This window comes from Bacillus sp. T-10(2022), from assembly GCF_056502895.1.
The window spans coordinates 1601903-1624794 of record NZ_CP113518.1; the positions used below are offsets into that span (position 1 = coordinate 1601903).

The following is a 22892-nucleotide window of genomic DNA, read 5'->3' on the forward strand; positions in this document are numbered from 1 at the left end:
GAGTTTTTCACTTTCAGACAGATATTCGTAAAGGAAGGATTTTTCAGTGAAAGCCACTTGGGTAAGGACATGTTTGGTATTGGGCTTTTTAGGATTGTTACTGGGGCTCTTGTTCAAGTATATGCTTCCTCCTGATCTGGATGAAATCGAACTGACTGACGAGCTGAATCCGATTGTCGCCGAAAAAAAAGACGAGCTCATTCAATTGGCTAATGACAAAGGCATCCCGGTTATCATTACTGCGGGGTTCCGGTCTATAGCCGAGCAAAATGAGCTATATGAAAAGGGCAGATCAGACTCGGGCAACATCGTAACGAATGCAAGAGGTGGCGAGTCGCTGCATAATTTCGGTTTGGCGATAGATTTTGCCCTCCTTAACAAACAAGGCGAGGCCATTTGGGACATGAGTTATGACGGCAACGATAATGGAAAGTCGGATTGGATGGAAGTCGTAACCATCGCTAAAGAGTTAGGTTTCGATTGGGGAGGGGATTGGGCAGGGTTCAAGGATTATCCGCATTTACAAATGACATTTGGCTTAAGCCTGCGTGAGCTGCAGCAAGGCAAGCAGTCAAAAGGGCAGTGAAAGCAGTGGGCTTCGCTATAGGCCGCATAATTTTGACTAATAGCAGGAAAATAAGCATGTGAATTGCTTTACAGGTAAGAATTCGATAAAGTGGACTAGTGAGAAATCAGACATAAAGGAGTGCAGTCACCATGGAAGAAACAAAAAATTGCCGGGACTCTTTGGTCATAAAAACAAGCCTTGTCCTCCCGCCGGATACAAATAATATTGGTACGATGTTCGGAGGCAAATTAATGGCATACATTGATGATGTAGCGGCTATATCAGCCATGCGTCATGCTCGAAGCAACGTCGTTACTGCATCAACTGATTCTGTCGATTTCCTGCACCCTATTCACGAAGGAAATGCAGTTTGCCTTGAAAGCTTCGTGACGTATACGGGCAGAACATCAATGGAAATCATCGTAAAGGTGATTGCAGAGGATTTAGTTACAGGAGCGCGGAATTTATGCGTCATTTCCTTCTTGACATTTGTTGCCATTAATGAAGAAGGTAAACCAATTCCGGTTCCGCGTTTGGTTCCTGAAACAGAGATGGAAATGAATTTAAATGAATCAGCAAAACAACGGGCCCAAATAAGGAAAAAACGAAGGGAAGATACACAGTTCATTGCTAGTACTTTCGGAGTGAAACTGCCATGGACCGATCAATCAAATCCAGGATTATATAAATAAGATACGCATCCCTTCTTTCTTATTAATGATTGAGACCAAATTCATTGTGATTTGGTCTTTTATTCAACGCAGGGGTTTGGGGAAAATCAGTACTCACATCTTACAGCTTAACCGTATGGGAAAGAAATGTGAAAAGACGCTTGGATAAGTCCAAGCGTCTTTCTTATGTTATGGTTTGATACTATTAGCACTTTAGTCATCGCTTGCTAAAATACCAAAGAAGCGCAAGATGTTAATGAATAGGTTAATGAAATCAAGATATAGATTCAAGGCCATGAGCGGTACTTCTTCGGCTGTTACCCCGTAATGCTTCATTCGATTGAAATCATATAAAATATAACCACTGAAAACTAAAATCCCGATAAAGGAAAAGACCAGCATGGCTGTAGAGCTTAATGGAGAGAAAATGTTGAATATGCTAATGACCACTAAAGCTAGCAAGGCCGCAAATAACATCCCTCCCAAGAAAGAAAGGTCCCTTTTGGTGGTTGTGGCATAAATCGCCAGTCCTCCAAATACGACTGTCGTCGTCACACCTGCCAGGATCACCACATTTGCCCCTGCAGCAGCTAGGTAGTGTGCGATGATCGGATAGGTCGTAATTCCAGAAATCAACGTGAAACTATACAAAAATGTGTAGCCGATGGCTTTTTTCCTCCGCAATATGAATGCTCCAATCAACATGGCGATCTCAAGTATCGCCAAGGGAAGAAACAACGATGGCGGTACAAGAGTGCCGAGAGCCATCCCTAAAACGGAAACGGCAAGTGATAAAGCGAACGTCCGCATGACGGACGGCATATATGTTTGTACAGTTTGTGAATACATTCAATCACCTCATCATTTATTTTCTACCGTTTTCTACGAATCTGTTTTAAAAAGGTTTCATTGCATTACATGAAAATTAGGTGTTTTTTTAAAAGTATTGAAATATATATGAAGTAATTACCTTTTCTATGATATTCTTGCAAATATACTAATTTTTCTGAAATATTAAAATACTTCAACCGGAACCATTCCGCGGTACGTAAAACGGCAAGGTAAATAAATGGGCATAAACTTTAAAAAAGCTATCTTGAAATAATAAATTCAAAATTATTGATTCTATATATTTAATCGGACTTCAAAACTTTACTGTATAACAGTTATAAAGGAAACGATTTTTTATTGCAGAAAATTATTCCTAAAGTTATAAAATATGAAAAAAATGTGATTATTTTCTAAAAAAACTGTTGTATAAATGTAATAAATTGATTAAAATTTTAACTAATTATCAGAAGATTAATTATTTTCCCGATAAAATAGTTTAGGGGGAGCAAGGATGAAGAAAGCTATTTTACAAATAGAGAACCTAACTACCTCATTTCGAATCGGTAACAAATATCATGCAGCGGTGGATGATGTTTCGTTTACGGTGAATGAAAATGAAATTGTAGCAGTTGTTGGAGAATCAGGTTGTGGAAAGAGTGCCTTGGCCTTATCTATCATGCAATTACATAATAAGCAGAGAACGAAATCCGAAGGAAATATCAATTATAAAGGTCAAAATCTACTAAAGTTGAATGATGTGCAAATGAATAAAGTCCGTGGTAAGGAATTGGGTATGATATTCCAGGAACCATTAACGGCTTTGAACCCGCTCATGACCATAGGAAAACAGATCGAGGAGAATCTTGATTACCATACTGAACTCTCCAGTGCTGAAAAAAAGAACAGGACGATCGAACTTTTGACACAAGTGGGAATTCCTTATCCTGAACGGACGTACAAGCAATATCCGCATGAGCTCTCGGGCGGAATGCGGCAAAGGGCAATGATATCGATTGCCATTGCTTGCAACCCTGCGCTGGTCATTGCCGATGAACCCACGACGGCACTGGATGTTACGATTCAAGCACAAATACTTGATCTGCTGAAGGATATCCAAAGCAGGACAAAAATGGGGATCATCTTAATCACACATGATCTGAGCGTCGTAGCAGAGGTCGCTGACAGGATCGTTGTCATGTATGCAGGTCAGGTAGTGGAAACGGGAAGTGTTAAAGAGATATTCAACAATCCGCTGCATCCATATACGAGGTCGTTATTAAATTCGATTCCTTCGGCTGCACACGAGAAAAACCGGTTGCACGTTATTGAGGGAATCGTTCCATCGATAGCTAAAATGGATCGGATAGGATGTCGTTTCCAAGATAGGATTCCTTGGATACCTAAGCATGCGCATGAAGAGACACCCCAACTTCACGAAGTGGGCAACGACCATTTTGTGCGCTGTACGTGCTATAAAAAATTTTATTTTCAAGCTGAAGGAGATGCATCGGCCCATGACATTACTCAAATTAGATAATCTGAAAGTGCATTTTCCAATAAGGGGCGGTTTTTTCAGAAGGGTGGTCGATCACGTAAAGGCCGTGGACGGTGTTTCCTTTGAGCTGCAGCAAGGGGAAACATATGGGTTGGTCGGGGAATCCGGAAGCGGCAAGTCCACGACAGGCAAGGCAGTGGTCAAGCTGAATGATGTCACATCCGGACAAATCCTGTTTGAAGGCAGGGATTTAGCATCTTTAAGTAGAAAAGAAATTAAACCATTTAGAAAAGATATCCAAATGATTTTCCAAGACCCGTATTCATCATTGAATCCCAAGAAGAGGGTACTTGACATCATTGCCGAACCGCTGAGGAACTTCGAACGGTTATCACCTTCAGAGGAAAAGAAAATCGTCCAGGACTTCTTGGACAAAGTCGGACTCAGTCCGGAGTCGATTCACAAGTATCCTCATGAATTTTCAGGGGGACAGCGCCAGCGGATTGGGATTGCCAGGTCTTTGACATTGAAACCTAAACTGATCATTGCGGATGAACCGGTGTCAGCACTGGATGTTTCCGTTCAGGCACAGGTATTGAATTTCCTTCAGGATCTTCAACAGGAGTTCAATTTGACTTATTTATTTGTCGGTCATGACTTAGGTGTAATCCGGCATATGTGTGACCGGATGGGCGTTATGTATCGCGGTAGGTTGGTAGAGGAAGGCAAAAGCGAGGAAATCTATGAAAATCCGCAACATATATACACGAAGCGCCTGATTGCCGCCATTCCGGATTTAGAGCCGGAAGTTCGCGAAGATAAAGTGCAGCTTAGAAAAAAACTCACCTCGGAATATGAGTCTACCTACTCAAAATATTTCGATGAGAATGGACGTGCCTACGATTTGAAGCCAATTTCATCGACACATAGAGTCGCATTACAATAAGGAGGTGGAAGGAATATGTGGAAGTTTATCCTAAGGCGTTTATTAGTTATGATCCCGCAGCTCTTTTTATTGAGCATCATCGTTTTCATGATGGCAAAAGCAATGCCGGGAGATGCACTGTCAGGTCAGGAAATAAATCCTAGGGCCAACCCGGCCGAGCTTGATAGGATCAGGGAAGAACTGGGTTTGAATGACCCCTGGTACCAACAATATATAAGGTGGGCATCCAATGCAGTACAGGGGGATTTCGGTATTTCCTATACACATAAGACGCCCGTCATGGATGTTATCGAAGACAGGCTTTGGAACACGGTGTTCCTGGCGTTGGTCACGCTGATCTTTACATATATGCTTGCGATTCCATTAGGCATACTTAGCGGAAGGTATAACGATACCTGGGTGGATAAAACCGTTACGGGTTATAGCTATGTAGGATTTGGCACGCCGATTTTCATTTTTGCTTTAATCATGTTATTCGTTTTCGGATTTGCCCTGGATTGGTTCCCGTCTGGTGGCAGTGTCGATTCAAAGGTGGATGAAGGAACATTCGCCTATGTTGTAAGCAAGATCAATCATTTGATTTTACCAGCTTTAAGTACAGCTTTAATTGCAACAACAAGTACGATCCAATATTTGCGAAATGAAATCATCGATAATAAAATCAAGGATTTCGTAAGGACAGCGCGTTCGAAGGGTGTGCCTGAATCAAAAGTATATTCACGGCATATCCTGAGAAATTCCTTTTTACCGATAGCGGCATTCTTAGGTTATGAAATTACTGGATTGATCGGCGGCGCGGTCATAATCGAGACCATTTTCAGTTATCCGGGTCTGGGGCAGCTTTTCCTTAGTTCAGTCAGTCTGCGGGATTTCAGCGTTGTCACGGCCATCGTCATGATGACGGGATTTGCCACTCTGCTTGGCACTCTTCTTTCGGACATCATACTTAGTGCGGTCGATCCGCGCATACGGATAGAATAGGAGCGGGGTGAGTCTTATGGAAATGAAAGTAGAAACCGGAAAGAACATACAAGTTAACGATGTGAGCCCTTCAGGAATCAAAATCATCTGGCAGGAAATCAAAAAGGATAAGCTTGCCATGGGCTCATTGATTATATTAGCAGCCATATTGATTTTTGTTTACGGTGCGTCGCTCTTCATGGACGCCAAGGAAATAGCCAAGGTCGATTTCCTCTCCATTTATATGGAACCATCTTCAGACTATTGGCTTGGAACCGATTATGGCGGCCGGGATGTATTTGCACAATTGATAGTGGGTACAAGGAATTCATTCACGATCAGTTTATTCATAACATTATTCACCGCTATCATCGGTTTATCATTAGGGCTTCTGGCTGGCTACTTCGGCGGGGCAACCGATAATGTGATCATGCGTATTATCGATTTCGTGATTGCCCTGCCGCAATTGATGTTCATCATCGTTGTAGTCACGATTGTACCGATCTTCAATGTATATGTTTTCATTTTAATCATGACGATGTTTTTATGGACAGGTAAGGCCCGGCTGATTCGTTCAAAGGCTTTGTCAGAGCGTGAGCTGGATTATATCCACGCCTCACAGACACTCGGGACGCCACATTGGAAAATCATCCTGTTTCAGCTTCTGCCCAATGTCAGTTCACTGATCATCGTTAACTTCATTTTGAACCTTGCTGGCAATATTGGCCTAGAATCCAGTTTGACTTTCTTAGGGTTCGGTCTTCCGGAGAGCACACCGAGTTTAGGGACGCTCATCAGCTATGCTCGAAATCCAGATGTTCTGGAAAACAAGTGGTGGATATGGGTACCCGCATCACTCATGATTTTAGTGTTGATGCTGAGTATAAATTTCGTTGGTCAAGCGTTAAAACGCGCCGCCGATGCAAGACAAAGAAGAGCATAAAAAAGGGGAGTGTATGATATGAAAATCAAAAGCTACAGTAAGGTATTAAGTGCATTGGCCATTTCGTCTCTACTGCTTGCTGCATGTTCGGATGATACGGAGAAATCGTCAACGAAAGAGAAAAAAGGGAAAGATGTCGAACAGGTCGATACCTCTAAATTCCCGACAAAGACGACGAATCAAGGAGAGCCGATTGAAGGCGGCCATTTGACATATGGATTGGTATCCGATACCCCGTTTGAAGGGATATTAAACAAAGTTTTCTATCAAGGCGAGCCTGATAACCAAGTTATCACATTCTTTGATGAAGATTTATTGGATACAGACGAAAACTATGTTTTCACGAATGAAGGTGCCGCTTCCTATGAGATTTCGGATGATCATAAAACGGTTACGCTGACGATTAAGGATAATGTGAAGTGGCATGATGGAAAACCTGTGACAGGCGCTGATTTAGAATATGCATACCTTGTCATGGGAAGCAAAGATTATAAAGGTGTACGCTATGATGAACAAATGGCTTTAATCGAGGGTATGGAGGAGTATCATGAAGGGAAAGCGGACAAGATTTCAGGCATAAAAGTCGACGGCAAGAAAATCACTTTCACTTTCAAAAAAGCGAATCCTTCCGTCACGACCGGATTATGGACATACCCGCTTCATAAAGAATACTTAAAAGATGTTCCGATTGCAGATTTGGAATCATCGGATAAAATCCGTAAAAATCCGGTTGGTTTTGGACCATTCAAAGTGAAGAAAATCGTTCAAGGGGAAGCGGTCGAATTCGAAGCGAACAAAGATTATTACCGCGGTGAACCTAAATTGGACAGTGTCACATTAAAAGTCGTGAATCCGTCTGTTGTCGTCAAGTCACTTGAAAATGGCGACCTCGATGTAGCGGAGGTCCTGGCGGAGCAATATGAACAGGCCAAGGAACTGGACAATGTCGAATTATTGGGGAAAGTTGAATTGGCTTATTCCTATATTGGTTTCAACTTCGGTCATTATGATAAGGAAAAAGAAGAAAATGTTATGGATGAGAATCCAAAATTCGGTGATAAACGCCTTCGTCAGGCAATGGCATATGCCATCAATAATGAAGAAGTTGGCGAAAAAATGTTCAAGGGCCTTCGCTTCCCTGCCAACTCTGTCATTACACCGAACTTTAAATATAACAATAAAGATGTAAAAGCATATGAATATAATCCTGAAAAAGCTAAAAAACTTTTGGATGAAGCAGGTTTTGTAGATACGAATAACGATGGCATTCGAGAAGATGCGGATGGAAAAGAGTTCAAGATCAACTTTGCTTCCATGAGCGGTTCCGATGTTTCTGAGCCACTAGCGAAGTATTATATCCAGCAATGGGAACAAGTAGGTTTGGACGTCGAATTGCAAGATGGAAGGCTGCATGAGTTCAATTCATTCTATGACCTGCTGAAAAAGGATAATGACGAAGTTGATGTATATTCAGCTGCATGGGGTGTCGCTTCCGATCCGGATCCATCAGGAATTTGGTCCAGATCTGCAGAATTTAACTATACCCGCTGGGTGAATGAAAAAAATGATGAGCTCCTTGCTAAAGGGATTTCAGAGGAAGCCTTCGATGATCAATATCGGATCGATACGTATAATGAGTGGCAAGAATTGATCCATGAAGAGGTTCCGGTCATTCCGACATTATTCCGTTATCAATTGGCTGGAGTGAATGAACGTGTTACAGGTTACGATTATCTCGCAGGCCGTCAATATCAATGGCATAATGTCGGGGTAACGAAATAATTTAATTGATGAAAAGCGGCTGCCTATATGGGCGGTCGTTTTTTTGCGTTTCAATGAAGTGGATAAAGGTTATATAGATAATAGTAAGTAATTGGAAGGGTGATATTGATGGAAGTGAGAAATCCTAATGAAACAAAGAGAGAGTTAGAAATATTGTTTACTGAATCGGTTGGCCGTTTACTGAAACCTCTCGAAGAGGAAATCATTGCAGACATTACAGCCTATCCAGACGAAAAGAGAATTGCCTTCTTGGAGTATATGAAGGAAATGTCCAACAAACAAAGACAGTTGAAGTAAGTTGAACTTTCATCATGAAGGAGGTTTTTTTAAATGAGAACCGAAGATATGGACAGATACAAGGTATGGCGCGATAAGTGGAAAAGAAGAGTGAATATGGAGAATTTAGCGTTATATGGAATTGCAACATTAGCTATGGCCATCTTGCCTGTAATGGCTTTTATGAGTTAAATCTATTAAAGGGCCGCCTTTTGGCGGTCTTTTAATATGTTAAAAGTTGCCATGAAAAGATATAATGAACAAAGAGGAAAGGAGAGATATGCATGAGCGTGATCGAAGAAAAAGAAATCGTATCTTACATAAAAGAATTGGTGTCCATACCCAGCCCCTCCGGCTATACTGAACAAGCCATTAAATACGCGGCCGATTTCATGGAGCAGAGGAAGGTTTCTTATAACATCACGAATAAAGGGGCATTGCTTGCTACATTAAAAGGCGAAGATGATAACAAACAACGCTTGCTGACTGCCCATGTCGATACCCTGGGAGCCATGGTAAAAGAAATCAAGGCGAATGGCCGCCTTAAATTGACGATGATCGGCGGTTTCCGCTGGAACTCAGTGGAAGGGGAGTATTGTAAAATCCATACAGCTGACGGAGCCATCATCACCGGGACCATTTTAATCAATCAGACCTCTGTCCACGTATATAAAAATGCCGGCGATGCCAAGCGTGATGATGAGACAATTGAGGTCCGGATAGATGCTGTCGTGAAAACTAAAGTGGAAACCGAGGCCATTGGCATTTCTGTTGGAGATTTTGTCTCCTTTGAACCGAGAGTGGAAGTGACGGATACAGGCTTTTTGAAATCAAGGCATTTGGATGATAAAGCTAGCGTTGGCATCCTCCTTCATATCATTGACCTCATTTCCGCAGGAAAAATAAAATTGGCCTATACGACCCATTTCCTGATTTCCAACAATGAAGAAATCGGCTATGGCGGAAATTCCAATATCCCTGAGAAAACAGTCGAATATCTAGCAGTCGATATGGGCGCGATCGGTGATGGACAATCGACGGATGAATTCAGCGTATCCATTTGCGCAAAAGACTCCTCAGGTCCTTATCATTATAAACTGCGTCAGCATTTAGTCTCACTTGCCCAAGCAAATGCCGTCGACTACCGCGTTGATATTTATCCATATTATGGATCGGACGCTTCCGCTGCAATTCGGGCAGGATATGATGTCGTACATGGTCTGATCGGACCGGGAATCGATGCATCACATGCCTTCGAGCGGACACATGTCTCTTCATTAAAGCATACAGCCAATCTGATTTTGCACTATATCCAATCAGAGTTGGTATAATCGTGAAAAAAGCCCGCACTCATGTGCGGGCTTTTAACTGTTTTTTAGCGATATTTTTATTATAGTATTGTGTTTTTAGTGAAATGCCGTGAATTTCGGTCATTTACTCGTGAATTGGCGTAATACTCGTGAATTTCCATCAAATACTCGTGAGTATTGGTGTTTAACTCGTGAGTTTAGGCCATTTACTCGGAAGTATTGGTGTTTAACTCGTGAGTTTGGGCCATTTACTCGTGAGTTTAGGCCATTTACTCGTGAGTATTGGTGTTTAACTCGTGAGTTTGAGCGTAATACTCGTGAATTGGCGTAAGTACAAAAAATAAAGATTTACAATGATAATTCTTGTGGAGGTTCACCGTTGTTGTTCATCAACCGGATGCTTTCCGGCTTAATTTGCAGGATTAAATAATTCGGATCTTTCGGACCTTCGAACCAATCTTCAAATGATTCATTCCATAATTTATCCTTCAGTTCCTGAGAATCGTTTATTTTCGAGGTACCTGAGATTTCCAGGTAAGAATCGCCCAATCCTTTATTATCATAGCCGATCAGGATATGAACATTAGGATTCTTTTCAATTTCATCAATTTTTTCCGTCTTTCCACTCGTTGGTGTGTATAAAGTTAAATCATCGTTAAAGAATGTCATATAGCGTGAATGTGGTTTGTTGTTTTCAACTGAAGATAAAACTCCTATTTTATGATCACGGATGATGTTCAACACTTTTTCTTTTATTTGGTTTTGGCTCATTTTTGCACACTCCTTTTATTTTTTTTACTCTATTACTTTTCCTCTCTTTTCATTAAGTTAAACAAAATTCTGCAGTTTGCCATTTTTATGAATGAAGATTGATAGAAGTTGCCATACTAGTCATTATGTGTTCTATTTTGAGCAATTTCATGATGTTAATCCATTTGTAAAGGTGAGTATGATGAATGAATTGTGGTGAATTACTTATCATTGGCGGGGCAGAGGATAAGTGCCTTGAAGGTGAGGTATTAAATAAATTTGTCGAGCTTGCAACCCGTAATAGGGATGGCGGAATAGGAATATTGCCTACAGCGAGTGAAATTCCTGAGGAAGTGAGTACAGAGTATATCAAGATTTTCAGGGATTTAGGCGTGGGCAGGGTGGAAGTGATCAAGCTGGATTCAAGGCAGGATGCAGATGACCCGGCAATTTGTGAACAGCTGACATCTTTTTCCGCCATCTTCATTTCAGGGGGAAACCAAAGCCGATTGTTTGAGCTGATTGGAAAAACCAAATTCCACGATGCCCTTTCTAAAGCCTGGCATAAAGGAATGGTGATAGCAGGGACAAGTGCTGGCGCTTCCATTTTAGGTAAGCATATGATCATTGCTGCTGACACGATGCTGAATGACAATAAGTTAAAGGTTGAGATTGGGGTAGGCTTCGGCTTCCTTGACGGTTTGATAATCGATCAACATTTTTCCCAGCGTGGCCGCTTTGACCGCCTGTTAAGTGCGATAGCAGGGAAAAAGGAAATTATGGGTATTGGCATTGATGAAAATACAGCAATTTTAGTTAAAGACAGTCTTTTTGAAGTAGTTGGCCAACATCAAGTATTGGTTCTTGATGGCAGCACCAGTGATTATATCAATATCACAACTTCTGAGAATGGCAGTGAAGAGTTGACTCTTTCGGGATTTAACCTTCATGCACTAACCAGGGGATACCGTTTTGACCTGCTTAAAAGGAAATTGTTGATGAAAAAGGGGATCCAACAATGATAATCAATCGAGTCCGTTATTTAAAAGGACCTAATTATTTTGCTTATACACCGACGATTTGCATTGAATTGGATATAGGGGAACTGGAACAGAAACCATCTGATTCAATACCTGGATTCAATGAAAAATTGTTAAAGACGCTCCCGAACCTGGGAAGCCATACATGTTCAAAAGGGTATCGAGGCGGTTTTGCCGAAAGGCTGAGAAAAGGAACATGGATGGGACATATATTGGAGCATATGACGATTGAGCTTCAAAACCTGGCCGGAATCGAAGCCATTCGTGGAAAAACGATTATGATGGAAAAGAAGGGTTTTTATTATGTGACCTATGACTATCAGGAACCTCACTCAGGCCTTCAAGCTTTTTTAGCAGCAAAAGATATCGCGGAAGCCATCCTGAATGGTGAAAAGCATATAAATGTACAATCTTATGTAAAACAAATAGAGCAGTTATATTATAAAAATAAACTGGGTCCAAGTACCGAAGCCATTTTTAAGGCAGCACAAGCAAAAGGCATCCCTGTCGAGCGTATGGGTGATGAAAGCTTACTGCGTTTAGGAACCGGTACAAGGCAGAAGTATGTCCAGGCGACAATTTCCAGCCAGACTTCGAATATTGCCGTTGAGAATTCATGTGACAAATCATTGACCAAATCAATTTTAAGAGGGTGTGGCCTCCCTGTACCTGAAGGTGAAGTTGCCCATTCCATCGAAGATATCTTTGCCTCGGCGGACAGGCTGGGTTTTCCGCTGGTCATTAAACCGTATAATGGGAGGCAGGGGCAGGGTGTCATCACCCATATCAAAAATAAGGATGAACTATTCAATGTAATCAATTGTTTGGAGTCGCATGTGGAGAAGTACATAGTCGAACGGCATATTGAAGGACATGATTATCGGTTACTGATAGTCAACGGTGAACTTATAGCAGCTAGTTTGAGGCTTCCTCCCTATGTTATTGGCAACGGTAAGGAATCGATACGTAAATTGATAGAAAAAGAAAACTGTAATGATTTACGGGGGGAAGGACATGAGAAGCCGATGTCAAAAATCCCACTTACACATACCGTGACCTGTTACTTGGAAAAATCGAATCGGACGCTCGATACCATTCCGAATCAAGGGGAATTGGTTCAAGTTGTCGGCAATGCAAATCTTTCAACTGGTGGAAAGGCAATCGATGTAACGGATCAGGTTCATCCCACCATTAAGAATATGTCGGCTGCTGCCGCGAAAGCGATCGGTTTGGATATAGCCGGAATCGATTTTATTTGTGAGGATATATCAAAACCAATCGAACATTCACGGACTGCAATTATTGAAGTGAATGCTGCTCCGGGAATTCGAATGCATCATTATCCGAGCGAAGGGAAAAAAAGGGATGTAGGCAAGGCCATTGTTGATTATTTATTTCCGACTCGGGAAGAGGCAGCTATACCGATCATCGCAGTGACCGGAACAAATGGAAAGACGACAACGACCCGATTGGTTCATTATTTTCTGTCTAATGAAAATACAAAAGTGGGTATGACGAATTCTGATGGAGTATATATCGGAGATGAGGTTTTGGATCAAGGCGACTGCAGTGGTCCGGTCAGTGCAAGAATGGTATTGGCCCATCCTGAAGTTGATGTAGCCGTATTGGAAACGGCCAGAGGAGGGATTCTGCGTGAAGGTCTTGCTTTTCGTAAATGTGATGTGGGGATCATTACCAATGTAAGTGAGGATCACCTCGGCCGTGATGGAATCGATACTTTGGATGATCTCATTAAATTAAAGAGGCTGGTAGCCGAAGTCGTAATGAAGACAGGCTATTGTGTGCTGAATGCAGATGATCCGAATGTGGCTGCCATGAACGCCCATACAGATGGAGAGGTCATTTACACCTCTACTGATGCCACCCAGCCTCACGTTAAGGCTGCGATAAATGGTGGATGTAAAGTTTGGTACGTCAATGAACAAGGTGTAATCTGTCATTCATCTAGTGGTGTCATCCATCAATTTATGGATTGCATCAAGATTCCAATAACGATTTCCGGCATGGCACGTCATAATATCGCCAATTTACTTCAGGCGTTAGCCGCAGCCGAAACTCAAGGAATTTCCATGGAAGAACTACGAAGGAAGGCTGCCACATTTATGCCTGATACGAATTTGTCCAAAGGACGTTTCAATTTAAAAAAGTTGAAAGAGCGCACGATCATCATCGACTATGCCCATAATGAAGCAGGATTGAAGGCCATATTCGAAACGGTCAGTGCTTATAACAAAAATCGTCTTATCACTGTTTTGGCAGGACCTGGGGACCGTATTGATGAAGAGCTTATCAGGCTCTCCAAGGCGGCGGCCATGAATTCTGATCTGTTCATCATTAAAGAAGACGATGATTTGCGAGGCAGGGAGCCTTTCGAAGTAGCCAGGCTGCTTCAGGAAGCTGCCGTAGAAGCAGGGTTACAAAAAGATCGGACCTTAATCGAACCTAATGAATTGGACGCATTCATAAAAGCCTGGGAAGCATCACAACCGGGTGACCTATTATTGTTCTTTTACACGGATTTCGAATATGTAGAGAAGTTTTTCGAAAAGGTTTCAACAAATCCATTGCCGAAGAAATAAAACAGTGAATTTCGCCCTGAAAATCCACTTTCCATCAAGGCTAGCAATTACTCGCGAAAATTTCACTGTATGAAAAAAAAGCTAATCCAATTGGATTAGCTTTTTTTCATAACCGTTTCATTTGCAGCCGGAACAACGGCATGGTCTTTATTATATATTCGCTGAAGCACGATGGACTGAACAATCATGAATATACCTCCGATTGACCAATATAACGGCAAAGCAGCAGGAGCGGAGAAAGAAATGAATAAAATCATTGCTGGTGAGAGCAGGCTCATCATCTTCATTTGTTTCTGTTGTTCCTCCGGCATTTGTCTCATGGAAATGACCGATTGGAAGTAATAAATGACACCAGCAATAATCGCCATGGCAATATTCGGCTGACCAAGGCTGAACCAAAGGAAACTATGGGTCGCAATTTCATGGGAGCCTTGGATTGCATAATAAAAGCCCATTAGAATCGGCATTTGAATTAAGAGCGGCAAACAGCCCATGTTTAAAGGATTGACTCCATGCTTTTGGTAAAGCTGCATCATTTCCTGTTGAAGGGCCTTTTGTTTAGATGGATCTTTCGTCTCTTTGATTTTCTGCTGGATTGCAGTCATTTCCGGTTTCAGCCCATTCATCTTCGTTTTCATGCTAAGCTGTGTTTTATATTGCTTGGCAGTCAGTGGAAGCAAGACAAGGCGAATCAAAAATGTCATCATGATGATGCTTAAACCATAGTTGCCATTAAATAAATCAGCATTAAACTCCAGCATTTTTGTCATCGGGTTAACCAAAGCGGTATGAAATGGACCGCTCGTTGCTGCTGAGCATCCTGTCAATAGGGTCGTTGCCAGAAATAGTACGGCAATTAGAAACATGTTTTTCTTCTTCAATATAATTTCCTCCTCAAATTGTTAGTGATTAAACAACGAGAAGGAGGCTTGGCTCATCGGAATCATCTGGTGAATCCTTTTGCCGGATAAATGTGAAGAAGCGCTGTGCACCGCGCCAGTCAAAAATGCTGCCCGCATGAACAGGGGATTTACTTTTATCTGTATGAACGGAAGCTTGATATTTGTCGTTCAAGAGCGATTGCTTTTTATTTAAGAAGTAAAACGCAGCCAGTGGAAAGACAAAGGTAAATAAGTAACCTGCCCATACCGCATGGCGAACGGTCTGATAATCGAATTCTAATAATAATTCCCACATAGGAATCCCTCGTTTTTTCTAAGATAAGAAAATTTGGCCTCCAAAAATGATTCAGGGCCTGAAATGCTTTTGACCTTATTGAGTTTAAATCATTAAGAACACTATATCAAATTCTAGTGCAAGAAAGCTAAAAAATATAGGGATTTTTTCAAAAAATAAACAGGGAATATTTTCTGATTAAATATTTCTGTAGAACCCCAGAGTCGAGACAAGTAATTCGGAATGAAGATGCACATATGGTCGTTCGTCTACATACGGATAAAAGGAAGTTCAATTATGAGGTGAAAAAGTATGAAACCATACAATTCATTCGATCAACAGAATAACAATAACGGTACTGAAAATATATATCAAAATGCACATCTCCGAAACATGGATAATGATTTCTTGGCAGTGCCATATCCATTTGAAAATCAAATAATGGATATAAGGACTCCTCCTGGCCCGCCTGGCCCGTCCTCCGTGGACCAGCCGCCGCCGCGGCCGCCCCACGGAGGAGGCCCGCCTCATATAGCTCCGCAATTATTCACTCCACAACTTCATGATGGAATGTCTAAGGCAATGGACACTGGTTCAATGAAAGGGTGTTTATACAAACATACGTATGTTTGGCTTAAAAATGGCCGCTCATTTTGGTTTTACCCCACATATGTCGGCTATAATTCCGTGGCAGGTTATCGATGGAGACGAAGTCAACAGCGATGGGCCTATTATGGAACGGACGCGCATGAGATACAATTCTTTCATTGTTATTAAAATAACAATGCGCATTAGCGGATTGTTCAGTTGTGGACAAAAGGTGGGCGAAAAAAGTACGGTGTAGTCGAACTAATTGGTGAACGGTCGAATAAAGTCTGGTGTGGGTCGAATAAATGGGTGAACGGTCGAATAAAGTGCAGTGTGGGTCGAAAAAATGCGTGATCGGTCGAATAAAGTGCGGTGTGGGTCGAAAAACGGCGTGAACGGCCCCAAAAAAAGTGCTCCTTCTTAAAACAACAGGATGTTTTTTTAAGAAGGAGGTTCGGAATGGCCTCACCCCGAACCATGATTTTAAAACGAGACTAGATTATCCTTAATGTTTTTTACTGTAACCCTTATTAGATTGAAGAAATTTGCGACACTCATGCCGAAAACTGGCTAGATGATACCCCGCTGGATGCTTGCTTTGATGAGGCTTGGCAGACAGCGGGCGGAAAGGGAGCGGATTTCTGAAATCAAGTGTAAAGTTATTAAAGAAGGCAAATTCCTTCAAAGATTCAATCAAAAAAATAATCAGGAAAATCAGAAATGATCCCATCTAACTGCATCTTTTTGAACATGCGGATTTGTTTTTTATTGTTGACGGTCCATGTATATACTTTCATCCCGTGCTTTTGGATTCGCATTTGCAGTTTCTTACTCAAAATTGTTTGCTTTGGATTCAAAAATGATGCAAACTCGGCAATCTCCTTTAATTTTTGGTCATTAATTGGGCGTTTTATCAAAACGCCCACTTGTATGTCCGGCATTAATTGATGAAACCTTTTCATGGATTCCATATCGAACGAATGAACCATTATCCTATTTTCACTTGTTGAATATTCCTGGAACTTTCCTAATTCCTCTGCAAGTTTCTGTTCAATGCCGGGATAAGCAGATGGATGTTTTAATTCGATTAAGATTCCGGCTTCAGACCCGAAATTCTCCAATACCTCACTTAGTAAAGGAATCCTTTCGTTTTTATAACGGGAATGATACCAGCTTCCTGCATCCAGTTCCTTTAATTCGGCAGCCGTGTAATCACGGATGTTCCCTTTGCCGTTCGTGGTTCGATCCAGAGTGGGATCATGATGAACCACAAGTACATCATCTTTACTAAGATGGATATCTACTTCCAGGAAATCAGCTCCCAATTCAATAGCTTTATTATAAGATGCCATTGTATTCTCGGGGCAATATCCAGATGCACCGCGATGTCCAATTTTAAGGGGGGAATGCTGGATTATTAAGCTTTCAGGGAAATCACTCTTTGATCTTTTAGCGTAGAGAGCGAACAGGACAAGCATGGTTATCACGATAATAAGAAAAAATGCAATCATCTTTCACACTCCTATTAGGCAAAATGATTAAAATTTAGCAGGACAGACTCATTTCATAATTTTACATGTTAGCCAGGAAAAAATCATGTTTTACACAATGTTATAATCCGACTTAAAGGATTTATTGGAAAGGTATGGAATACATATAATTTAAGTATCAATAAGGAGGGAAAGCAGATGGAATTGCAGGTGAAACCGAAGTCTAAAAAATGGAAGGGGAATTTTGGTTTATATTTTTCCCTGCCCATTCTGTCTTGGGCGTTTTACGATTTTGCCAATACGATTTTTTCCTCTAATATCAATACGATTTTCTTTCCATTCTTCCTCCAGGAACAGATTGGGGAAAATGCCGTTCTTGATCAGATTGCCAGTACCTTCATCTCCTACGCAAATGCGATTGCCAGTTTATTTCTAGTTTTGTTTTCCCCGCTGTTCGGTGTCATGATCGATCGAACGGGAAAAATGAAAAAATACATTATGATTTTCACACTCATTTCTGTTGTATGTACATTTTTAATGGGGGTATTTGGAGGGGCGTCGTTCGATGGGAAGCTTCTTGGCATTCCAATTTCCTTAGCGATCGTCATTCTTTTATTTGTGATAGCAAAGTTTTTCTATCATTCGAGTCTTGTTTTCTATGATACGATGATGAGTGATTTAGGCACGAAACAGCAATTGCCGCTTATATCAGGATTTGGCGTGGCGGTAGGCTACCTTGGAACGTTAGTGGGCCTGTCCATCTATCCATTCATAAGTAAAGGGAGTTCACATGAAGCCTTTATTCCCACGGCCATTTTATTTCTGGTTTTTTCCCTTCCATTGTTCTTTTTTTTAAAAGAGTCTCCAAAACAGCAAAAAGCGAAACAACCTTTTTTATCCGGTTATAAGGAAATTAAATCCACATTTAAAGAGATGCAATCCTATCGATCGGTTTTTACATTCATGATTGCTTATTTCTTTTTAAATGATGCAATTGCGACCACTATCGGCATGATGGCCGTATATGCCAAGACTGTTGTTGGATTTTCCTCAAGCGGATTCATTTTGCTTTACTTGGTTTCGACAGTATCGAGTATTGCCGGATCGTTTCTGTTTGGATACATCACGCAGTCGAAGGGGCCGCGGCTAGCTGTGACATATGTGGGAGTTCTGCTTTTGGTTGCTTTATTTATAGCGGTCTTTGCACAAACCGCTCTATGGTTCTGGGTTGCAGGGAGTATGTTCGGCATTTCGCTAGGTTCGATGTGGGTGACATCACGGACATATATCATTGAATTGACCCCGGATGAGAAGAGGGGGCAATTTTTTGGACTATTTGCATTCTCAGGAAAAGTCTCTTCAATAATCGGTCCGCTTTTATATGGAACGATAACGTTGGTATTCCATGACCTCGGTACATTGGCGAGCAGGATGGCATTGGGCTCTTTGATCATCATGGCGGTAATAGGTCTGGTCTTTCTTTTAAAATTGAAGGGATTGGAAGAAGTGAACTAAGAAAAAAGGGAATGGAGCCGGCCTTAATGCCGTATCCATTCCCTTGCATAATCTTATACCAAAATCAAGGTGACATCGACGTTCCCGCGAGTCGCTTTTGAATAGGGGCAGGTCATATGTGCTTTTTTGGCGAAGTCTTCAGCCTCTTCCCTGCTTAGGTCGGGAATAGAAACATCCAATCTTACAGCCAATTTAAAGCCGCCGTCTTCCTCATCTTTACCGATCGTGACATTTGCCGTCACGGAAGTATCGACTTTTTTCTTTTCTTTTTGCAGAACAAGATTCAAGGCACTGTCAAAGCAAGCCGCGTAACCGGCTGCGAATAACTGTTCAGGGTTTGTGGCGCGCTCACCGGAACCTCCTAATTCCTTCGGTGATCTCACATCGAAGTCCAGAATCCCGTCCTCTGATTTAACATGTCCCTCACGACCGCCTTGTACGGTAACTGTAGCTGTATATAATGGTTTCAATGAAAACAACTCCTTTGTTTATTCTTACTATCATTAGTTCCCTCCTGTAAGTCTTGTTAAACAAAATGAAAGCGAGTTTATGGAGAGTATTGTGTGAAAATGGTTTTAAATTGGTTTTAAATTGGAAGATATTGTTTTATAATGTACTGTATTAGGAGATGTAATACACCCATTTGCAAGGAGGGTTTATGATGTTTGAGTTGGATGTTCAAAATGGAAAGCCGATATATGAGCAATTGATGGATAAGTTAAAGGAACTAATGATCAATGAAGTTTTACAGGAACATAATCAGCTCCCATCCATACGAATATTGGCTCAGGAATTGACCATCAATCCAAATACGATCCAGAAAGCGTACAAGCAGCTTGAATCTGACGGGTTTATATATACATTACCAGGCAAAGGGAATTTCGTGGCTCCTCCTAAATCCTTGAAAAATTCATTGAAAGAAGAAAAGATCAGAAACGAGCTTTCAAGGGTACTCGCTGAAGCTCTTTATATCGGAATCGATAAGCATGAGATTTATAGATTGATAAAGGAAATCAGTCCATTGGCAAAGGGGGGAGATTCATGATTGAAATAAAACAGGTGAGTAAATTATATGAAGGAAAAGAAGCGATCAAAAACGTCTCCTTGGTCATACAAAAAGGCTCCATATTCGGGTTATTAGGTTCAAATGGGGCGGGGAAAACGACTTTATTAAAAATGCTTTCAGGCAATCTGATACAGGATGCAGGTGAAGTTCTAATTGATCGATCATATGTGTTTGAAAACCGTGAAGTGAAAAATCGTTGTTTCTTCCTTCCTGATACGCCTTATTTTCTGGCTAACTATACGATCATGCAAATGGCAGGTTTTTATAGCCATATTTATAATGAATGGAATCAAGAACGTTTTTATCAATTACAGGAAGTATTTCCGATACCCGTCCAAAATAAAATACATAAACTATCGAAGGGTATGCAAAGACAGGTTGCTTTTTGGCTCGCACTCTCGACGATGCCGGAAGTTCTCATCCTGGATGAACCGTTTGATGGATTAGATCCGGTCATGCGTAAAAATGTGAGGCAGTTGTTGATTCAGGATGTATCGGAAAGGGATATGACGATTTTACTTTCGTCCCATAATCTCCGGGAAATTGAAGATTTAGCCGATCATGTCGGGATTTTACATGGAGGTGAGCTTGTGATCCAAAAGGATTTGAATGACTTAAAAGCGGATGTACACAAAGTGCAAATCGCCTTTAAACATAAAATTCCCCACGGTTTATACCGCGGAATTCAAATTCTAAACAAGGAAAGACGCGGCAGCGTGATCGTTTGCATCGTTAAAGGTAAAGAATCCATGATTAAATCGCACTTTAATCAGTTTCAGCCAGAAATATTAGATATTCTCCCCCTTACTCTAGAGGAGATATTCATTTATGAAATGGGGGATATAGGTTATGTCATCCAGAATAACCTGGTTTAATAGAGAATTGATTATCTATATTTTCAGAAGCACTGGCTGGATTGGTTTCCTGTATCTCGTCGGCCTCATATTTGCGCTGCCTTTGGAAATGTTAGCGATTATCTTGAATGAGAATAATGAATATGTGGAATTCGAAAACCTTTTTTCCTGTCAGCAGATGATACAGTTTGTCTTGGTCATCGTTATTCCAGTATTACTTGCCATCTTCCTTTTTCGGTTTTTACAAATGAAACAAGCCTCTGACTTTATTCATAGTTTACCGATTACTAGACGCAGCATCTACATTCATATGATTGGGACAGGAATTGGCTTCTTGGGTTTGCCGATATTACTTACAGGTTTAATTTTGATATTATTCCACTCGGCAATTGATATAGAAACGCTATATACCATGCCTGATATATGGTCTTGGATGGGGAATACATTTATTTTGGAAGCTTTGATCTTTTCTGTTGCCGTTTTAATTGGAATGGTGACGGGATTATCAGCCTTTCAAGGACTGCTGACCTATATTTTTCTTGCTTTGCCGGTGGGGCTGTTTGTATTGTTTTCAGCCAATGTGAAGTTTTTGATAGCAGGATTTTCGGCAGATTATTATCTAAGCTCCAATATGAATGGCATCTCCCCCTTATTAGCAGCAACGGAGATGGAAAAAATATACTTTTTCTCTATTAATACTTTAATTTATAGTATATTAACCTTACTTTTTCTGATTAGTTCTCTTTTTCTCTATGAGAGGAGAAAGCTGGAGCATGTATCGCAGGCATTTGTTTATCCGAAGATTAAGCCATTATTTAAATTCGGCCTGACATTATGCATGATGCTGTTTACAGGGCTGTATTTTAGCGAAACGACAGGCCAGCCAGGGTGGATTTTCTTCGGATATACCGTCGGTTCTTTGCTTGGATATTATTTAGGGGAAATGGTCCTGCAAAAGACTTGGCGAATACGGGTCAACCTGAAAGGTTATGCAGCATTTATAGTGGCCATCATTTTGCTGGCACTCATTATAAAAATAGATCCCCTTCATTATAAGGCCAAGATTCCTGATGAAAAGATGATTAGCCAAATTTATATTGGCAATTCTCCTTTATTTTTTGAAGATGGTGACACATCTGATAACGCTTCAAATTATCTTAAAGAGAAGGAAAATATTGAGGCAATCAGGTTATTGCATCAGGAAATAATCGATAAGGGTAAAAAGGTTTCCATAGGTGAATTGAATGATGGACAATCCGTATTCCTGATGTATGAACTCAAGAATGGAAAACGGTTAGCGAGGGAGTATCATTTGCAAAACTACGACTCATACAAGCCGCTATTGGCGAAAATTTATGAGTCGAATGAATATAAAAAAATGGTTAATGAGTTATTGAATGTTACTGCTGGAGACGTATCAAAAATCAAGATAACGGCGAGCGGACAAGTGGACAAATCAATAACGATCACGGACGGTCAACAGCTGGAAGCAGCCGTAAAGGCATTGTCGGAGGATCTGAATAATCAATCGTTCGACCAAATGACATCTTCTTTTGGTGATTATGCCTCCATCGACATTCTCTTGCATAATGACAAAACCATTTATATGAATTGGGACTCTTCATATACTCAGTTTTCAAAATGGATGGAAAGTACAGGACAATCGGAAAAAGCAAGGTTAATGGTTGATGATGTCTCTTATATACTGGTTGCGAAGACCGATTCAAAAGTTTATCATTCGTATTCTGAAAGTGAAATCGCACAGCAGATTGAACAACAGCCAAACCGCTTGAAAATTAAGACCGCTTCGGAAATCGAGACGGCCATTGATAATGCCCAAATCGATTGGGGCGGGGAGTACTCAGCTGCCTTTTATTATAAAGAAAGCAGAGATGTGGACATCAAGAGTTTTTCTGGCGAACATGTTCCTGGCTTCATTTTGGATCATTTTAATGAAAGATAACGTGAATATGCCGCTTGTACATATAAATGAAAGGATGCCGCCCAATCTGGGCGGCATCCTTTTTCCAT

At 41.0% G+C, this 22892-nt stretch carries 23 protein-coding genes; 17 read left to right on the forward strand and 6 right to left on the reverse strand.

Annotation, left to right across the window (positions count from 1 at the left end; translation table 11 throughout):
* The first annotated feature begins 46 nt into the window (after nucleotides 1-46).
* Complete coding sequence (locus tag OSJ91_RS07865) at nucleotides 47-586, forward strand: M15 family metallopeptidase (protein WP_413016416.1); 540 nt, start codon at nucleotides 47-49, stop codon at nucleotides 584-586.
* A 131-nt stretch (nucleotides 587-717) separates the two neighbouring features.
* The gene (locus OSJ91_RS07870; RefSeq protein ID WP_034314279.1) at nucleotides 718-1260 is read left to right on the forward strand and encodes an acyl-CoA thioesterase; all 543 of its coding nucleotides are present in this window, start codon (nucleotides 718-720) and stop codon (nucleotides 1258-1260) included.
* Nucleotides 1261-1452: 192 nt separating this feature from the next.
* On the opposite strand, the gene OSJ91_RS07875 is transcribed toward OSJ91_RS07870, so the two are convergent.
* Nucleotides 1453-2088, reverse strand: coding sequence for a Bax inhibitor-1/YccA family protein (locus tag OSJ91_RS07875; RefSeq protein ID WP_101224033.1), 636 nt, complete (start codon nucleotides 2086-2088; stop codon nucleotides 1453-1455).
* A 493-nt stretch (nucleotides 2089-2581) separates the two neighbouring features.
* Here OSJ91_RS07875 and OSJ91_RS07880 point away from each other — a divergent pair, with 493 nt between their 5' ends.
* From OSJ91_RS07880 to OSJ91_RS07915, 8 genes are all read left to right on the forward strand, one after another.
* Entirely contained in the window at nucleotides 2582-3607 is a 1026-nt protein-coding gene (locus OSJ91_RS07880; RefSeq protein ID WP_350301841.1) for an ABC transporter ATP-binding protein, read from the forward strand.
* Nucleotides 3585-4511: an ABC transporter ATP-binding protein gene (locus tag OSJ91_RS07885; RefSeq protein WP_137018949.1), complete on the forward strand. Its 927-nt coding sequence runs from the start codon at nucleotides 3585-3587 to the stop codon at nucleotides 4509-4511. The genes OSJ91_RS07880 and OSJ91_RS07885 overlap by 23 nt, the downstream gene beginning before the upstream one ends.
* A 15-nt stretch (nucleotides 4512-4526) precedes the next feature.
* Nucleotides 4527-5492, forward strand: a complete 966-nt coding sequence (gene opp4B / locus OSJ91_RS07890; RefSeq protein ID WP_137018948.1) for an oligopeptide ABC transporter permease — start codon at nucleotides 4527-4529, stop codon at nucleotides 5490-5492.
* Nucleotides 5493-5514: 22 nt separating this feature from the next.
* Nucleotides 5515-6414: an ABC transporter permease gene (locus OSJ91_RS07895; RefSeq protein ID WP_485891869.1), complete on the forward strand. Its 900-nt coding sequence runs from the start codon at nucleotides 5515-5517 to the stop codon at nucleotides 6412-6414.
* 18 nt (nucleotides 6415-6432) lie between these two features.
* Nucleotides 6433-8196, forward strand: a complete 1764-nt coding sequence (opp4A, locus tag OSJ91_RS07900) for an oligopeptide ABC transporter substrate-binding protein (protein ID WP_485891347.1) — start codon at nucleotides 6433-6435, stop codon at nucleotides 8194-8196.
* Nucleotides 8197-8304: 108 nt separating this feature from the next.
* On the forward strand, nucleotides 8305-8493 hold the full coding sequence (locus OSJ91_RS07905) for a hypothetical protein (protein ID WP_350301844.1): 189 nt from the start codon (nucleotides 8305-8307) through the stop codon (nucleotides 8491-8493).
* A gap of 33 nt (nucleotides 8494-8526) precedes the next feature.
* On the forward strand, nucleotides 8527-8664 hold the full coding sequence (locus tag OSJ91_RS07910; RefSeq protein ID WP_485891348.1) for a hypothetical protein: 138 nt from the start codon (nucleotides 8527-8529) through the stop codon (nucleotides 8662-8664).
* 92 nt (nucleotides 8665-8756) lie between these two features.
* On the forward strand, nucleotides 8757-9803 hold the full coding sequence (locus OSJ91_RS07915) for a M42 family metallopeptidase (RefSeq protein WP_485891349.1): 1047 nt from the start codon (nucleotides 8757-8759) through the stop codon (nucleotides 9801-9803).
* A gap of 327 nt (nucleotides 9804-10130) precedes the next feature.
* Here the strand turns inward: OSJ91_RS07915 and OSJ91_RS07920 are convergent, their stop codons facing one another.
* Nucleotides 10131-10553, reverse strand: coding sequence for a pyridoxamine 5'-phosphate oxidase family protein (locus OSJ91_RS07920; protein WP_101224469.1), 423 nt, complete (start codon nucleotides 10551-10553; stop codon nucleotides 10131-10133).
* Nucleotides 10554-10738: 185 nt separating this feature from the next.
* On the opposite strand from OSJ91_RS07920, the gene OSJ91_RS07925 reads away from it, so the two are divergent.
* Together OSJ91_RS07925 and cphA are read left to right on the forward strand one after the other, a co-directional pair.
* Nucleotides 10739-11554, forward strand: a complete 816-nt coding sequence (locus tag OSJ91_RS07925) for a cyanophycinase (protein ID WP_350301847.1) — start codon at nucleotides 10739-10741, stop codon at nucleotides 11552-11554.
* The gene (cphA, locus tag OSJ91_RS07930) at nucleotides 11551-14172 is read left to right on the forward strand and encodes a cyanophycin synthetase (RefSeq protein WP_485891350.1); all 2622 of its coding nucleotides are present in this window, start codon (nucleotides 11551-11553) and stop codon (nucleotides 14170-14172) included. The genes OSJ91_RS07925 and cphA overlap by 4 nt, the downstream gene beginning before the upstream one ends.
* Before the next feature lie 95 nt (nucleotides 14173-14267).
* On the opposite strand, the gene yidC is transcribed toward cphA, so the two are convergent.
* Nucleotides 14268-15053: a membrane protein insertase YidC gene (gene yidC, locus OSJ91_RS07935; RefSeq protein ID WP_485891351.1), complete on the reverse strand. Its 786-nt coding sequence runs from the start codon at nucleotides 15051-15053 to the stop codon at nucleotides 14268-14270.
* Between the two features lie 28 nt (nucleotides 15054-15081).
* Nucleotides 15082-15369, reverse strand: a complete 288-nt coding sequence (locus tag OSJ91_RS07940; protein WP_048687259.1) for a hypothetical protein — start codon at nucleotides 15367-15369, stop codon at nucleotides 15082-15084.
* Nucleotides 15370-15660: 291 nt separating this feature from the next.
* Here OSJ91_RS07940 and OSJ91_RS07945 point away from each other — a divergent pair, with 291 nt between their 5' ends.
* Entirely contained in the window at nucleotides 15661-16125 is a 465-nt protein-coding gene (locus tag OSJ91_RS07945; protein WP_485891352.1) for a hypothetical protein, read from the forward strand.
* A 500-nt stretch (nucleotides 16126-16625) separates the two neighbouring features.
* On the opposite strand, the gene OSJ91_RS07950 is transcribed toward OSJ91_RS07945, so the two are convergent.
* Nucleotides 16626-17447, reverse strand: a complete 822-nt coding sequence (locus OSJ91_RS07950) for a glycerophosphodiester phosphodiesterase (protein ID WP_485891353.1) — start codon at nucleotides 17445-17447, stop codon at nucleotides 16626-16628.
* Between the two features lie 177 nt (nucleotides 17448-17624).
* On the opposite strand from OSJ91_RS07950, the gene OSJ91_RS07955 reads away from it, so the two are divergent.
* Complete coding sequence (locus tag OSJ91_RS07955) at nucleotides 17625-18941, forward strand: MFS transporter (protein ID WP_485891354.1); 1317 nt, start codon at nucleotides 17625-17627, stop codon at nucleotides 18939-18941.
* 53 nt (nucleotides 18942-18994) lie between these two features.
* On the opposite strand, the gene OSJ91_RS07960 is transcribed toward OSJ91_RS07955, so the two are convergent.
* Nucleotides 18995-19411 (reverse strand): organic hydroperoxide resistance protein, encoded by a 417-nt coding sequence (locus tag OSJ91_RS07960; protein ID WP_137018930.1) that lies wholly within the window; start codon nucleotides 19409-19411, stop codon nucleotides 18995-18997.
* A gap of 191 nt (nucleotides 19412-19602) precedes the next feature.
* Between OSJ91_RS07960 and OSJ91_RS07965 the strand changes: the two genes are divergently transcribed.
* The 3 genes from OSJ91_RS07965 to OSJ91_RS07975 are packed head-to-tail and all read left to right on the forward strand — an operon-like array spanning nucleotide 19603 to nucleotide 22824.
* Nucleotides 19603-19986: a GntR family transcriptional regulator gene (locus OSJ91_RS07965; protein WP_101224476.1), complete on the forward strand. Its 384-nt coding sequence runs from the start codon at nucleotides 19603-19605 to the stop codon at nucleotides 19984-19986.
* A complete protein-coding gene (locus OSJ91_RS07970; protein WP_485891355.1) occupies nucleotides 19983-20882 on the forward strand; it encodes an ABC transporter ATP-binding protein in 900 nt (299 codons plus the stop codon). Before OSJ91_RS07965 ends, OSJ91_RS07970 begins: the two co-directional genes overlap by 4 nt.
* A complete protein-coding gene (locus OSJ91_RS07975; RefSeq protein ID WP_485891356.1) occupies nucleotides 20857-22824 on the forward strand; it encodes a DUF6449 domain-containing protein in 1968 nt (655 codons plus the stop codon). The genes OSJ91_RS07970 and OSJ91_RS07975 overlap by 26 nt, the downstream gene beginning before the upstream one ends.
* The last annotated feature ends 68 nt before the right edge of the window (nucleotides 22825-22892 follow it).